The following is a 14,181-nucleotide window of genomic DNA, read 5'->3' as shown; positions in this document are numbered from 1 at the left end:
GTCGTCCACCCGGTTCGTCCGGCCTCGTCGGCCGGACGGGATTCGATCAGCGAGGCGGTGCTGCGTGCCCGCGCCGATCGTTGGCGCTTAACGGCGCGGCTGGCCGGTGCGCGGCGGACGCGGGGAATTCGCGTCCTTGTGACGGAAGTTGATGCGGCCCTTGGTCAGGTCATAGACCGACAGTTCCAGCGTCACGCGATCGCCCGCGAGAATGCGGATGTGGTTCTTGCGCATGCGGCCCGACGCGTACGCGCCGACCACAACGCCGTTTTCCAGCGTGACACGGTATTTGCTGTCCGGCAGCACTTCGTCGACGATTCCGTCCAGTTCCAGCAGTTCTTCTTTTGCCAAACCAATTCCTCCAGACAAGGTAATTGACCGCAGCCGCGGCGATCTGCCCGGCGCCGTGCCCCACGACGGGACGGCGGCCGGCAGGCTGCCGGGGATCGGTTCGTTCAGACGGGCCATGGGCCTGTCTTGCGATCGGAGCCCGGCGCGTTGCGGCGTTCAGGCGGTCGGTGGCGGCGGCGCTTTGAGTGCCGCGCAAGTCGGGACCGCGCCTGCTACGGCATGGCGGCGGTCTGCTCAGGTTGATGCGTTGAAGCGGTGATGCGCTCGCGAAGCAGCGGGCGCTTCACGAAGGCGTTGCGTCGCACGCGGGTCACGCATGCGATGAGGGAGGCGTCACGACCGATGCATCGTGAATGTCGCGATGCATCGGTCGTGCGCATCGGAATCGCGCCGGCTGCCGCCAAAGCAGCGCCCTGCGCGCAAATCCATCCGGCAACGGCCACCGTGTGGCGGCCGCTGCCGATGCGGCTTACTGCGGCGTGATGTTCGACGCTTGCAGACCCTTCGGGCCGCGCTTCACTTCGAAGCTGACCTTCTGGCCTTCGGCCAGGGTCTTGAAGCCCGTGCCGCGAATTTCCGAGAAATGGGCGAACAGATCGTCGCCGCCGTTGTCAGGGGAGATGAAACCAAAGCCCTTGGTTTCGTTGAACCACTTGACGGTACCGGTATCCACAATTACTTCCTTAATACAAATGACGATTGAACATGCACCCGTGACGGGCACAGAAAGAATCAAAAGAGGGAGAGACCAACGACCGCCGCACGGAGTGCGGCCAATGATGAGCAATCGAACTTCTTGAACACTTCGGTCATGGACACTACGCGGGAGCGGCCGTTTCGTCAAGTCTTTTTGATGCGACGCACAAGCATGCCCGCCGCGAGCGCCTTATGCAGCGGGTGTTGCCGGCCGACGGGACGGTTTTCGATGCATCCCCTTTTTCGGCCGGCCCGCCGGTTTTTACTGCGGCTCGAACACGTGATGCAGGGCCGGCGGCGCCTCGCCTTCGCGAATCCGCATTTCGAATGCCTTACGCGCGACGCTCGTCGGCCGCACGTCCGCCACGTCCAGGTAGAACTGCGAATACCAGTCGCGCATCTGGTACAGCGGCCCGTCGCCTTCGCACAGCAGCGGGTTGTCGATCCGCGTCTTGCTGTGCCAGATGTCGACGTCCTCGTAGAACGCGCGCTGCGCTTCCTTCACGTACGCGTTCGCGATCTCCATGTTCTGCGCGTCGGTCAGCCCGGCCACCTTCTTCACGATCACGCCGTAACGCAGCTCGAAGCTGTTCATGTCGATCGGCACGTGGCAGTTCAGCAGCACCGAATGGATCGGCTGCCCGCCGCTTTGCCCCGTCATCTGCGTGATGTGCACGGCCGGCCCGAAATACGTCGACAGCGCGGTCAGGGCGTCACCGCCGAGTTTCTCGCTGCGGCCGACCATCAGCTGCGTCGCCTTGTGGTCCTCGAACAGGTTCGCGAAATAGTCGATCGGCGCGCGGTGCACGGTCGCGAAGTGCGCGACATCCGAGATGTTGTCGACCAGTTCGCGGCAGTTCGCCTGGATCACCATCTTGTCGACGACCCAGTCCGACCATTCGTCGGAGAAGCACACGTCGAGGCGCGGAATCGCGACGTCCTCCGGCGGCGCGTTGCCTTCCGGGTCGTTCCACACGAACAGCAGGTTGTTTTCCTCGCAGGTCGGCCAGGCGCCGATGCGCGCCTTCGGCGGGATCCGCTTGCAGTACGGGATCGATGCGCACTGCCCTTCGCCGCTCCACGCCCAGCCGTGGAACGGGCACACGAGGTTGTCGCCCTGCACCGTGCCGAGGCTCAGGTCGGCGCCCATGTGCGGGCAATACGCGTCGACGACGTTGACCTTGCCGGTCGAATCGGCGAATGCGGCAAGCTTGCGGCCGAAGGCGTTCAGCGTGTGCGGCTTGCCGTCCTTGAAGTCGCGGGCGAGCCCGAGGCAGTGCCAGCCGCGCGCATAGCGCTGGGCGAGCGGCTGGGCTTCGATCTTGTAGGGGCGTGCGGACATGTGGGTTGACTCCTCTTGTGGAGAGCGCGCGGCGGCCGGCCGCGCGTGGGGGAAATGGGGGGCGCCGGTCAGCGCATCGGGTTGCCGGGTTCGAGCGCGGGCGACGGCTTCAGCGACGCCGGGGCCGCCGGCGACGGCTGCTGCTTCTGCACCACTCGGCGCTCGGCACGCTCGACGCCGAGCCACGCGGCGAGCGCGGGCAGCAGGAACACCGCGCCGAACAGGTTCACGAGGAACATGAACGCGAGCAGCACGCCCATGTCGACCTGGAACTTCAGCGCGGAGAACGCCCACGTGCCGACGCCGATGAACATCGTGACGGCCGTGAACAGCGCCGCCGTGCCGCGCTGGCGCATCGCATCGGCGAAGGCGTCCGGCAGCGTCGCACCGTGACGGATGTCGTGCTGCAGGCGCTCGTACAGGTAGATCCCGTAGTCGACGCCCACGCCCACGCCGAGCGTGATCACCGGCAGCGTCGCGACCTTCAGCCCGATGCCGAGCAGTGCCATCACCGCATTGCACAGGATCGACACGAGCGTGAGCGGGACGATGATGCATAGCACCGCGCGCCACGAGCGGAACGTCACCGCGCAGAGCAGCGCGATCGCACCGAAGATCGACAGCAGCATCGCGATCTCCGCGTCGCCGACGGCCTCGTTGGTCGCGGCCATCACGCCGACGTTGCCGCCCGCGAGCCGGAACGCGACGTTCGGCGTCGGGTTCTCGGCCGCGAAGCGCTTGATCTCGTCGACGATGTGCGCGATGGTCGTGCCTTCGTGGTTCTTCGTGTAGATCAGCACCTGGATCGCCTTGCAGTTCGCGGTGTTCATCCCGTTGTCGGGGTCGAACGCGTTGGAACCCTGCGTGAGCCCGTCGCTGGAGCGCGGCAGCGCGGCCCAGCGCGGATTGCCCTCGTTGAATGCGGCGATGAACACCTTGCCCTGCGACGACACGCTCGTCACCGACTGCACGCCGGCCACGCCGCGCATGTTCATCTCGAACTTCTCGATCGCGCTCATCACCGGGTAATGCAGGCACGCGTCGTCGAAGCCGGTCGTCTCGACGATGACCGACAGCACGTCCACGCCGATGTTGTACTGGTGCGTGATCGCCGCGTTGTCGATGTTGTAGCGCGAGTTCGCGCGCAGCTCCGGCGCGCCGGTGCCGATATCGCCGATCTCCAGCTTGCGCGATTCGAGCGTGCCGTAGGCGAGCAGCGCGAGCGCCACCGCGAACACGCCGAGCGCTGGCGCCGGCCGTGCGAACACCGCGAAGCGCGACCACATCGGGCTGCCGCCGGCCGCCGCCGTGCGCTGCGCACGGGCCAGCGTGCCGCGTTCGAGGCGCGTGTACGACAGCAGGATCGGCAGGAACACCTTGTTCGTCACGATCATCAGCAGCACGCCGAGGCACGCGGTGATGCCGAGCTCGCGCACGATGTCGATCTTGATCCGCATGATCACCATGAAGCCGAGCGCGTTGGTCAGCAGCGCGACGGTGCCCGGCACGAACAGCTTGCGGAACGCGTCGCGCGCGGCGTCGACCGACGACGCGCCGCGCACCAGCGCCTGCTTCCACGCGTTCGTCATCTGCACCGCGTGCGACACGCCGATCGAGAAGATCAGGAACGGCACGAGGATCGACATCGGGTCGATGCCCAGCCCGAGCAGCGGCAGCGCGCCCAGCAGCCAGACGACCGGCAGCAGCGCGACGACGAGCGCGAGCACGGTGGTCTTCAACGAACGCGTGTAGGCGAACAGCAGCGCGGCCGTCACGAGGAACGCGAGCGCGAAGAACGCCATCACGCCCGCAATCCCGTTCTCGACGTCGCCCACCAGCTTCGCGAAGCCGATGATGTTCACGTCGATGCCCTGCTTCGCGTACTTCGCGCGGATCTCTTCCAACTGGCGCGCGACCGCGCTGTAGTCGAGCCGCTTGCCGGTGGCCGGATCGGTCTCGCGCAGCTCCGCGCGGATCAGCGCCGACTTCAGGTCGTTGCCGACCAGGCGGCCGATCTGCCCGGACCGCGCGACGTTGCGGCGCACCTTGCCGAGATCGTCCGGGTTCGCGCTCGAGAACTGGCCCGGCACCACCACGTCGCCGCGAAAGCCGGCCTCGGTCACCTCGGTGTAGTGGACATTCGGCGTGAACAGCGAGAACACGCGCGAGCGGTTCACGCCGGGGATGAAGAAGACGTCGTCGGTCGCATGGCGCAGCGCGTCCATGAACGACTGGTTGTAGATGTCGCCGTCGCCCTTCCAGCGCAGGCTCACGAGGATCGTGTTCGCGCCGGGGAACGCGCCCGCATAGCGCTCGAACACCTGCATGTACGGGTGCTGCATCGGGATCATCTTGTTGAAGCCCGGATCGAGCTTCAGGCGCGTCGCGGACAGCCCGAGCGCGAGCGTCACCGCGACGCACAGCAGCATCAGCAGCTTGCGCTGGCGGATGATCGTGTTGGCGCAGCGCTCGACGAACGCGGCGAGGCGCGACGCGGGAACGGCTTCAGGGGGGCGTGACAGGTCGTTCATGGAATTCTCTTGTCGATGCGAAACGAACGGGAGCAGGCAGCGGGACGGCCGCGCGTCAGGACGGTGTCGACGCAGCCGCGCCGGCGAGCGGCGCGACGCCGGCCTCGCCGCCAAGCAGCAGCGCGCCGTGGCCCATGTCGAGCACGGCCGCGAGGCTCTGCACGCCGCCGAGCTTGCGCACGTCGAAGGTCAGCCCGCCGTCGCGCGACGCGACGATCGCGCCGCCCTGGCCCACCAGCACGAGTTCGCCGTCGGCGAGCTGGGTTGCGCCGAAGTACGACACCGGCACGTGGCTGTCGACATGCGTCCAGGTCGCGCCGCGATCGGTGCTGCGTACCACGTTGCCGCGCATCCCGTACGCGACCCAGTCGCCGTTCGCGAGCATCAGCGCGCCGAACAGCGAGCCCGCGTACGGCGACGGCAGCTTGTCCCACGTGGCGCCGTTGTCGGTCGAGCGCAGCAGCGTGCCGCTCTCGCCGGCGACCAGCAGGTTGCCGTGGCCGTCGCCGACGATTGCGTTCAGGTGACGGTCGCCGGCCGGGGTCTTCACGGTCTGCCAGTTGAGGCCCGCGTCGTCCGAGCGCAGCAGCTGGCCGAAGCTGCCGGCCGCGAACAGCGGACCGTCGGCCGTGCCCCATACGGACAGCAGCGGATCGGAATGTTCGTGGTCCATGTGCACTTCGCGCCAGTGCATGCCGGCGTCGTCGCTGCGCACGATCCGGCCGTCGTGGCCGACCGCGATGCCGAGCGTCGGCGTGATGAAGCGCACCTGCGTGAGCGTCGATGCCTGGTCGGGTGTGGTCGATGCCGGCCGCCAGTGGGCGCCCGCGTCATCGCTGAGCAGGATCACGCCGCGTTCGCCGACCGCGACGATGCGCGCGCCGGCGCGGGCGAGCCCGTTGATCTGCAGCCGGTCCGCATGGATCGCTGTGACCGGGAACGCCGGCAGCGGGCGCGGCGAAAACGCGAACAGCGCGGCGCCGAGCACCAGCGCCGACATCGCGAGTCCGGGCAAAGTTCGTTTCATCGCTTGTCTCCTGTGTCTGCGTTCGACGACGGTTCGCGCCATCGCGCTCACCGCCGTCGCCTGCAAGTCTCCGGGCCGTCGGTCGTTGCCGCGGCCTCGAATGGTCCTGAATGGCGGGCCGCTCGAGCGGCGCGGCCCGTCCGCGTGCCGCTATGCGCCGACTTCGAACAGCGCGGCGGCACCCATCCCGCCGCCGATGCACATCGTCACGACCGCGTGCCGCACGCCGCGCCGCGCACCTTCGAGCAGCGCGTGCATCGTCATTCGCGTACCCGACATCCCGAACGGATGGCCGAGCGCGATCGCACCGCCGTCGACGTTCAGCCGGTCGTCGGGAATGCCGAGGGTGTCTCGGCAGTACAGCGCCTGGCACGCGAATGCCTCGTTCAGCTCCCACAGCCCGATGTCGCCGACGGTCATCCCGAAGCGCGCCAGCAGCTTCGGAATCGCGAACACCGGGCCGATGCCCATCTCGTCCGGCTCGCAGCCGGCCACCGCGAGGCCGCGGAACGCGCCGAGCGGCGTCAGGCCACGGCGCACCGCCTCGCTGCGCGACATCACGACCACGGCCGCCGCGCCGTCCGACAGTTGCGACGCATTGCCGGCGGTCACGAACTCGCCCTGCTCGACGACCTTGCCGCCGCTCCACGACGGCTTCAGCCCCGCGAGCCGCTCGGCCGTCGTGTCGGCGCGCACGCCTTCGTCGCGTGCAGCGTTCAGGTCCTCGTGACCGGCCGGGTTGCCTTCCTTGTCGAACAGCGCGCGCCGCACGTCGAGCGGCGCGATTTCCGCGTCGAAGCGGCCGGCTGCCTGGGCGTCGGCCGTGCGCTGGTGGCTCTGCAGTGCGAATTCATCCTGCGCGGCCCGCGAGATTCCGTAGCGGCGCGACACGATCTCGGCCGTTTCCATCATCGCCATGTACGCAGCCGGCTGATGGTCGAGCACGGCCTGCGAACGCGCGCGATACGCGTTCTTGTGCTTGTTCTGCGTGAGCGAGATCGACTCGACGCCGCCCGCGACGACGATCCGCGCATCGCCCGCGCCGATGCTGCGCGCGGCGCTCGCGATCGACATCAGGCCCGACGAGCACATGCGGTCGATCGCCATGCCGGGCACCGACGCCGGCAGCCCGGCCGCCGCGGCCGACAGGCGGCCGATGTTGTAGCCCTGCGTGCCCTGCTGCGCGGCGCAGCCGATCAGCACGTCGTCGACGTCGGCCGGCGCGACGCCCGCGCGTTCGAGCGCGGTGCGCACGACGTGGCCGCCCAGCGCGGGCGCCTCGGTGTCGTTGAACATGCCGCGAAACGCCTTGCTGATCGGCGTGCGTGCGACGGAAACGATGACTGCGTCTTCCATGTCTCTGCTCTCTGAATCTAGAAGTAGTAACGGCTGATCGTGTCGGCCACACAACCGGGCTTGGCTTCGCCTTCGATCTCGACGGTCACGCGAATCCAGGCCTGCACGCCGCCTTCGAGCGGCTCGACGCGCAACAGCTCGCCGACACCGCGCACGCGCGCACCGACCTTCACCGGCGCGGGGAAACGGATCTTGTCGCAGCCGTAGTTGACGCCGAGCCGCGCGCCGTCGATCCGCACGATCTGCGGCAGGAAGTAATTCACGAGCGACAGCGTCAGGTAGCCGTGCGCGATGCACGCGCCGAACGGGCCGTCCTTCGCGCGCACCGGGTCGACGTGCACCCACTGGTGGTCGCCCGTCGCATCGGCGAAGCCGTCGATGCGGATCTGGTCGATCGCAAGCCATGCGCTCGCGCCGAGCGTGTCCCCGACGGCCGCCGCGAGTTCGCCGGGATGCGCGAACACGCGGGGCGTCGCGCGCACGGGGTCGAGGGTCGCGCTCATCATGCGTGCTGGCTGCTGACCGACAGTACTTCGCCGGTCATGTACGACGCGTAATCGCTTGCAAGGAACACCATCACGTTCGCGACCTCCCAGACTTCGGCGGCGCGCCCGAAGGCTTCGCGCGACGCCAGTTGATTCAGCAAGTCGGCCGGGGCCGACTTCTTCAGAAAATCGTGCATCGCGATGCTCGGTGCGACCGCGTTGATGCGCACGCCGTACGGCGACGCCTCGAGCGCCGCGCAACGCGTGAGCGCCATCACGCCCGCCTTTGCCGCCGCGTAATGCGCCTGTTCCGCCTGCGCGCGCCAGCCGAGCACCGATGCGTTGTTGACGATCGCGCCGCGGCCTCGGGCCTGCATGTGCGGCAGCATCGCGCGCGTCATCCGGAACGTCCCGGTAAGGCTAATGTCGATCACGCGCGACCATTCGGCATCGTCCATATCGACGATGCGGGTCGAGCCGCCGAGCCCGGCGTTGTTGATCAGCACGTCGACGCCGTCGAGCTTGTCCTGCGCTTCGGCAACCAGCGCCTGTACGTCCGCCTCGACCGCGACGTTGCACAGGCGGCCGTAGATCTGTTGCAGCCCCGTTTCGGCGCGCAGCGTCTCGACGGCCTGTTCGAGGCGCTTTTCGTGGATGTCGGAGATGAACAGCGCGCGGCAGCCTTCTTCCGCGCAGCGGCGCGCGGCCGCGAAGCCGATGCCGGCGCCGGCGGCAGCCGTGATCAGCACCGATTTGCCGGCGAGCAGCTGGTGGCCCGGCACGTAGGCCGGCGCTTTGTGGATCTGGGGTTCGGTCATGCTGTTCCTCTTGCTTCCCTGGGCATGCCGAGCCCGCGCTCGGCCATGATGTTGAGCTGGATTTCGTTGGTGCCGGCGTAGATCGTGTCCGCGCGGGAGAACAGGAATACGCGCTGCAGATGGGTGAGCTTTTCGTCGGCCGGATCGATCACGTTCGCTCGGGGCCCGAGCGCATCCATCGCGAGCTGGCCGAGGTCGCGGTGCCAGTTCGACCAGAAGTACTTGTAGATCAGCGCCTCGCGGCGCAGCGGCGCACCCGCACCGGCATCGGTGTCGTCCGCGCCGGACAGCATCCGCAGCGCGTTGTAGCGCATCACGCGCAGCCCGGCCCACGCGCGGCCGATCCGCTGGCGCAGCACGGGGTCGCGGTCCGCGCCCGATTCGCGCGCGGCGTCGATCACCCATTCGAGCTCGCGGACGAACTGCATCTGCTGGCCGAGGGTCGACATCCCGCGCTCGAAGCCGAGCAGCGTCATCGCGATCCGCCAGCCGTCGCCGGGCGCACCGACGAGGTCGCGGGCTTCCGCTCGCGCGCCGTCGAAGAACACTTCGTTGAATTCCGCGCCGCCGTTGAGCTGCTTGATCGGCCGGATCTCGATACCCGGCTGGTCGAGCGGCATCAGCAGGAACGACAACCCCTTGTTGCCCTTCGACGCGGGATCGGTGCGCGCCAGCACGAAAATCCAGTCGGAATCGTGCGCGAGCGACGTCCAGACCTTCTGGCCGTATACGCGCCACGTGCCGTCCGCATCCTGCTCGGCACGCGTGCGCACGTTCGCCAGGTCGGAGCCCGCGCCGGGCTCCGAATAGCCCTGGCACCAGAACTGCGTGCCGGCCAGGATGCCGGGCAGGAAGCGCACGCGCTGGTCGTCGGTGCCGCATGCAACGAGCGTCGGCCCGAGCAGCCCTTCGCCGATGTGCCCCATCCGCCCGGGGCCGCCCGCGCGTGCATATTCCTCGTGGAAGATCACCTGCTCGCCCACCGAGAAGCCGCGCCCGCCGGCGTCCGTCGGCCAGCCGAGCCCGGTCCAGCCGCCCTTCGCGAGTTCCTGCTCCCACGCCTTGCGCAGCTCGGGCCACGCTTCCTCGTCGCCGGGGCCGCCGCGGTATTTCAGGCAAGCGAAGTCGCCGGTCAGGTGCGACTGCACCCAGTCGGCCACTTCATGCCGCAATTGCTGTTCGCGCGTTTCGCTGTTCATTGGAGGGCTCCTGCGCGTGCGGCCGACGGACGAGATGCCACCGCGGCGGGTGACGCGAACGCTTCGTCGCGAGGCGATGCGCCGCCGTCGATCGCATGGGACGCGATCCATTCAAGCAGTTGCGGCGTGCTGCCGAACTGCGCGCCCGACGCCTGCGCGCGCTTGAAATAGAGATGCGGGTCGTATTCCCACGTAAAGCCGACGCCGCCGTGCAGCTGGATCGCTTCCTGTGCGCAGAACGCATACGCGTCGTTCGCGGCGGATTTCGCGGCGGCGATGTCGGCGCGCAATGCATCGCTTGGCAGCACGCTGCCGGATTCCGCATCCCACGCGTGTGCGGCCCCGAGCACGGCCGAGCGCGCCGCTTCGATCAGCACCATCATCTGCGCGCAGCGGTGCTTGACGGCCTGGAACGATGCGATCGCACGGCCGAACTGCACGCGCTGGCTCGTGTAGTCGAGCGTCAGGTCGAGGCATTGCTGGGCGCCGCCGAGTTGTTCGGCAGCCAGCGCGAGTGCTGCGAACCAGGCGGTGCGTTCCAGCAACTGCGTTGCGGCCGTGCCGCACGCGAGCAGCGCGTCGCGGCTCACGCGGGCTTCGTCGAGCACCACGCGCGCGATCGGCCGTGTTGCGTCGAGCGTGTCGAGCGGCGTGACCTTGAGCCCGGACGCCGTAGCGACGTCGATCGCGAACAGCCCGATCGCCTGCCCTTCGTTCGCGATCCGCGCGGGCACCAGCAGCAGGTCGGCGCGCGCGCCGTCGATCACCTGGTCGATCGTGCCGGAGAGCGCGTAGCCGCCCGCGGCTTCTTCCGCGACGACCGGCAGTTGCCGCGCACCGGCCGGCAGGTCGAACGGCAGCGCCAGCGTCGCACTGCACGCGCCTTCCACGATCTTCGCGAGCCAGCCGCTTGCCAGCGGCGTATCAGCGCAGCCTGCAAGCGCAGTCGCCGCAAGGCACGCCGTCGAGAAATACGGCACGCACGCGACGCGCCGGCCGAGCTGTTCCATCAGCACCGCCTGCTCGACCGCACCGAGCCCCAATCCGCCTGCCGCTTCCGGCAGCGCGAGCGCGTTCCAGCCGAGCTCGCCGGACAGCGCGGCCCACAGCGCATCGTCGCGGCCGGCCGACTGCTCGAGCGCGCGGCGCACGTCGGCGGACGCGCTGCGTTCGGCGAGCACGTCGGCTGCCGCATCGCGGATCATCGCCTGTTCGTCGGTGAGCGCCAGATCCATCGCTCAGCTCCCGTACACGCGCTGCGCGGGGCGCGCACCGGCGAGCAGTTGCGCGACCGCCGGGCCGACCTCGGCCGCCGCCCAGCGCGCGCCGCGATCGACGCTCGGGCCCGTGCGCCAGCCTTCGGCAACCGCGATCATCCCGCCCGCGACCTCGAACACCTGGCCCGTCACGTCGGCCGACAGTGCGCTGCCGAGCCACACGACCAGCGGCGCGACGTTCGCCGGATCGAAATAGTCGAAGCCGCCGTCCTCGGGCTTCTTCATCATGTCGGCGAACACGCCTTCGGTCATCGACGTGCGCGCGGCCGGCGCCAGCGCATTCACGCGCACGCCGTAACGCTGCAGCTCGGCCGCCTGCATCAGCGTGAGCGCGGCGATCCCGGCCTTCGCCGCGCCGTAGTTCGACTGGCCGATCGAGCCTTGCAGCCCGGCGCCCGAACTCGTGTTGACGATCCGCGCATCGACCGCGTGGCCGGCCTTCGCCGCGTCGCGCCACACACGTGCCAGCACGCTCGACAGGCAGAAGTGACCGCGCAGGTGCACGCGCATCACGTCGTCCCAGTCAGTTTCGGTCATGCTCGTGAACATCTTGTCTCGGCAGATGCCCGCGTTGTTGACGAGCACGTGCACGTCGCCGAATGCTTCGCGTGCCGCGTCGACGATCCGCTGTGCGGTGTCGACCTGCGTGATGTCGTCCGCATTCGCAAGCGCCCGGCCGCCGCGCTGCGCGATCTCGTCGACGACCGCTTGCGCGGCGTCGTGCCGGATGTCGTTGACGACGACCGCCGCGCCTTCGGCCGCGAACGCCAGCGCGTATTCGCGCCCGAGCCCGCCGCCCGCGCCGGTGATGATGACGGTGCGTCCGTTACAGATTCCCATGCTCATGCCTCGTGGATCGTGAAAGATGGCGCGCTCACAGGCGCTCGATGATCGTGACGTTCGCGAGGCCGCCGCCTTCGCACATCGTCTGCAGCCCGTAGCGGCCGCCCGTGCGCTCCAGTTCGTGCAGCAGCGTCGTCATCAGCCGTGCGCCGGTCGCGCCGAGCGGATGGCCGAGCGCGATGCCGCCGCCGTTCGGGTTGGTTTTTTCGTGCGGGAAGCGCGTGTCGGCGAGCCATGCCTGCGCGACCGATGCGAATGCCTCGTTCATCTCGACGACATCGATCTGCGACCAGTCGAGGCCGGCCTTCTGGAGCGCGGCCTTGGTCGCCGGGATCGGCGCGGTGAGCATCCACAACGGATCGTCGCCGAGCACGCTCAGGTGATGGATGCGTGCGCGCGGCGTGAGGCCGTAGCGCTTCAACGCATCCTCCGACACGATCAGCAGCGCCGCGGCCGCATCGCAGGTCTGGCTCGCGACGGCGGCCGTCAGCGAGCCGCCCGGCGTCAGCGGTTCGAGCGTCGCCATCTTTTCAAGCGACGTGTCGGGGCGCGGCGTTTCGTCGTGTATCACGCCTTCGAGCGGCACGATTTCCCGCTTGAAATGCCCAGCCTCGATCGCGGCGACCGCGCGACGGTGGCTTTCGAGCGCATAGCGCTCCATCGCGTCGCGCGACAGGTTCCAGTGATCGGCGATCCGCTGCGCGGCGACGAACTGCGACACCGGCGCATCGCCGAAGCGCGCGCGCCAGCCGGTGCTGCCCGAGAACGGGTCGTTGAAGCCGAGCGGCGCCGCACAGGTCATCGCGGACGAGATCGGGATCTGCGTCATCGTCTGCACGCCGCCGGCCACCACCACGTCCTGCACGCCGCTCATCACCGCCTGCGCGGCGAAATGCACGGCCTGCTGCGACGAACCGCACTGGCGGTCGACCGTCACACCCGGCACCTGAAGCGGCAGCCCGGCCGCGAGCCAACAGGTGCGCGCGATGTTGCCCGCGAGCGGGCCGATCGTGTCGACGCAGCCGAACACCACGTCGTCGTATTCATCGGCGGGAATCGCGTTGCGCTCGACCAGCGTCTTCAGCACGAAGCCGCCGAGGTCCGCCGCATGCACGTGCGCGAGCCCGCCCTTGCGGCGGCCGGTCGGCGTGCGCAGCGCGTCGACGATATAGGCTTGTCTCATCAGTTCAATTCCTCGAGGTCGAAGGTCTGCGCGGGGCCGATCGGCAATGCGTCGCCGAGGATCGCGTCGGCCACGCGGGCCTTGTGGAACGCGCTGTCGCCCCAGCTGCCGGAGAGCGCCCAGATGCGTTTCATGAAGATCTGCAGGTCGAGCTCCCACGTGTAGCCGATTGCGCCGTGCACCTGCATCGAGTGGCGCGCGGCGAGCTGTGCGGCCGACGTCGCCGCGAGCTTCGCGTGCGACACGAACACCGCGCGCTGCGGGTGATCGTCGGCAATCGCCTGCGCGGCACGCGCGACCACCGGCCGCGCGAACTCGTAGCGGATCGCGACATCGGCGAGCAGGTGCTTGAGCGCCTGGTACGAGCCGATCGCCTTGCCGAACTGCTTGCGCTGCGCGCTGTAGTCGATCGCGACGTCGAGCACGCGCTGCGTGAGGCCGAGCAGTTGTGCGGCCACTGCGAACGCGCCGTGGTCGAGCGCGCGGTTCAGCAGCGGCGCGGCTTCGTCGGCGCTCGCGATGCGGGTGGCCACCGACGGCTCCCAGTCGAGCGTGAACAGCCGCCGCGACGGGTCGACGCTGTCGACCGCGCGCCATGCGCACTGTGCGGGATCGACGCGGTGCAGCTCGCCGCGGTGCTCGCACAGCAGTGTCTGTGCGACGTGCACGTCGGCCGCATACGGGTTCACCGGATGCACGAGCGCGACACGCGCGCGCCCCTCGGCGATGTCGCGCAGCAGCGCGTCGCGCCAGTCGCTCGCCGGCAGCCGCGCCAGCACGCCGGCCGACACGAGCGCCGTGTCGAGCAGCGGCTCGGGGCTGCCGAAATAGCCGTAGGTCTGCGCGAGCAGCGCCCATTCCGCTTCGGTCAGGCCGAGGCCGCCGTGCGCCTCGGGCACCGACACGGCGGTCAGCCCCTGCGACGCGAACAGCGCCCACAGGTCGTCCGACCGCCCGGTCGGCGTGGCCCACAGCTCGCGGATCAGCTCGGGCGTCATCTCGGTCATCAGCAGGCGCTTCACGCTGTCCGCGAGCGCTTCCTGGTCTTCATCGAATACGAAATCCATACGATG

Annotated in this window: 13 protein-coding genes; all 13 read right to left on the bottom strand. The window is 68.9% G+C overall.

Features of this window, described 5'->3' with window-relative positions:
• Nucleotides 1–87 precede the first annotated feature (87 nt).
• Nucleotides 88–351 carry a translation initiation factor IF-1 gene (gene infA / locus BCEP18194_RS30015; protein WP_011355053.1) on the bottom strand — a complete coding sequence of 88 codons (264 nt, stop codon included), beginning with the start codon at nt 349–351 and terminating at the stop codon, nt 88–90.
• Nucleotides 352–820: 469 nt separating this feature from the next.
• Complete coding sequence (locus BCEP18194_RS30010) at nt 821–1,024, bottom strand: cold-shock protein (RefSeq protein ID WP_006483056.1); 204 nt, start codon at nt 1,022–1,024, stop codon at nt 821–823.
• A gap of 285 nt (nt 1,025–1,309) precedes the next feature.
• A complete protein-coding gene (locus BCEP18194_RS30005) occupies nt 1,310–2,389 on the bottom strand; it encodes a Rieske 2Fe-2S domain-containing protein (RefSeq protein ID WP_011355052.1) in 1,080 nt (359 codons plus the stop codon).
• A 68-nt stretch (nt 2,390–2,457) separates the two neighbouring features.
• Nucleotides 2,458–4,920, bottom strand: coding sequence for an efflux RND transporter permease subunit (locus tag BCEP18194_RS30000; protein WP_011355051.1), 2,463 nt, complete (start codon nt 4,918–4,920; stop codon nt 2,458–2,460).
• Between the two features lie 55 nt (nt 4,921–4,975).
• Nucleotides 4,976–5,947, bottom strand: coding sequence for a WD40/YVTN/BNR-like repeat-containing protein (locus BCEP18194_RS29995; RefSeq protein WP_011355050.1), 972 nt, complete (start codon nt 5,945–5,947; stop codon nt 4,976–4,978).
• Nucleotides 5,948–6,097: 150 nt separating this feature from the next.
• The gene (locus BCEP18194_RS29990) at nt 6,098–7,303 is read right to left on the bottom strand and encodes an acetyl-CoA C-acyltransferase (RefSeq protein WP_011355049.1); all 1,206 of its coding nucleotides are present in this window, start codon (nt 7,301–7,303) and stop codon (nt 6,098–6,100) included.
• A gap of 17 nt (nt 7,304–7,320) precedes the next feature.
• Nucleotides 7,321–7,806, bottom strand: coding sequence for a MaoC family dehydratase (locus tag BCEP18194_RS29985; protein WP_041493566.1), 486 nt, complete (start codon nt 7,804–7,806; stop codon nt 7,321–7,323).
• Nucleotides 7,806–8,606, bottom strand: coding sequence for an SDR family oxidoreductase (locus tag BCEP18194_RS29980; RefSeq protein WP_011355047.1), 801 nt, complete (start codon nt 8,604–8,606; stop codon nt 7,806–7,808). The genes BCEP18194_RS29985 and BCEP18194_RS29980 overlap by 1 nt, the downstream gene beginning before the upstream one ends.
• Nucleotides 8,603–9,805, bottom strand: a complete 1,203-nt coding sequence (locus tag BCEP18194_RS29975) for an acyl-CoA dehydrogenase family protein (RefSeq protein WP_011355046.1) — start codon at nt 9,803–9,805, stop codon at nt 8,603–8,605. Before BCEP18194_RS29975 ends, BCEP18194_RS29980 begins: the two co-directional genes overlap by 4 nt.
• Nucleotides 9,802–11,040: an acyl-CoA dehydrogenase family protein gene (locus BCEP18194_RS29970; RefSeq protein WP_011355045.1), complete on the bottom strand. Its 1,239-nt coding sequence runs from the start codon at nt 11,038–11,040 to the stop codon at nt 9,802–9,804. The genes BCEP18194_RS29975 and BCEP18194_RS29970 overlap by 4 nt, the downstream gene beginning before the upstream one ends.
• A 3-nt stretch (nt 11,041–11,043) precedes the next feature.
• Entirely contained in the window at nt 11,044–11,922 is an 879-nt protein-coding gene (locus tag BCEP18194_RS29965; protein WP_011355044.1) for an SDR family oxidoreductase, read from the bottom strand.
• 34 nt (nt 11,923–11,956) lie between these two features.
• On the bottom strand, nt 11,957–13,108 hold the full coding sequence (locus tag BCEP18194_RS29960) for an acetyl-CoA C-acetyltransferase (protein WP_011355043.1): 1,152 nt from the start codon (nt 13,106–13,108) through the stop codon (nt 11,957–11,959).
• The gene (locus tag BCEP18194_RS29955) at nt 13,108–14,175 is read right to left on the bottom strand and encodes an acyl-CoA dehydrogenase family protein (RefSeq protein ID WP_011355042.1); all 1,068 of its coding nucleotides are present in this window, start codon (nt 14,173–14,175) and stop codon (nt 13,108–13,110) included. The genes BCEP18194_RS29960 and BCEP18194_RS29955 overlap by 1 nt, the downstream gene beginning before the upstream one ends.
• Between the last annotated feature and the right edge of the window lie 6 nt (nt 14,176–14,181).

This window comes from Burkholderia lata, assembly GCF_000012945.1.
Lineage (GTDB): Bacteria > Pseudomonadota > Gammaproteobacteria > Burkholderiales > Burkholderiaceae > Burkholderia > Burkholderia lata.
Note: the sequence above shows the minus strand (reverse complement) of the source record. Positions and strands in the feature narration are given on the sequence as shown.

Bases quoted from the DNA above. Each gene is read 5' to 3' on its own strand.
- BCEP18194_RS30005 (WP_011355052.1), bottom strand. From the start codon at position 2,389: ATGTCCGCACGCCCCTACAAGATCGAAGCCCAGCCGCTCGCCCAGCGC.
- BCEP18194_RS30000 (WP_011355051.1), bottom strand. From the start codon at position 4,920: ATGAACGACCTGTCACGCCCCCCTGAAGCCGTTCCCGCGTCGCGCCTC.
- BCEP18194_RS29995 (WP_011355050.1), bottom strand. From the start codon at position 5,947: ATGAAACGAACTTTGCCCGGACTCGCGATGTCGGCGCTGGTGCTCGGC.
- BCEP18194_RS29990 (WP_011355049.1), bottom strand. From the start codon at position 7,303: ATGGAAGACGCAGTCATCGTTTCCGTCGCACGCACGCCGATCAGCAAG.
- BCEP18194_RS29985 (WP_041493566.1), bottom strand. From the start codon at position 7,806: ATGAGCGCGACCCTCGACCCCGTGCGCGCGACGCCCCGCGTGTTCGCG.
- BCEP18194_RS29980 (WP_011355047.1), bottom strand. From the start codon at position 8,606: ATGACCGAACCCCAGATCCACAAAGCGCCGGCCTACGTGCCGGGCCAC.
- BCEP18194_RS29975 (WP_011355046.1), bottom strand. From the start codon at position 9,805: ATGAACAGCGAAACGCGCGAACAGCAATTGCGGCATGAAGTGGCCGAC.
- BCEP18194_RS29970 (WP_011355045.1), bottom strand. From the start codon at position 11,040: ATGGATCTGGCGCTCACCGACGAACAGGCGATGATCCGCGATGCGGCA.
- BCEP18194_RS29965 (WP_011355044.1), bottom strand. From the start codon at position 11,922: ATGGGAATCTGTAACGGACGCACCGTCATCATCACCGGCGCGGGCGGC.
- BCEP18194_RS29960 (WP_011355043.1), bottom strand. From the start codon at position 13,108: ATGAGACAAGCCTATATCGTCGACGCGCTGCGCACGCCGACCGGCCGC.
- BCEP18194_RS29955 (WP_011355042.1), bottom strand. From the start codon at position 14,175: ATGGATTTCGTATTCGATGAAGACCAGGAAGCGCTCGCGGACAGCGTG.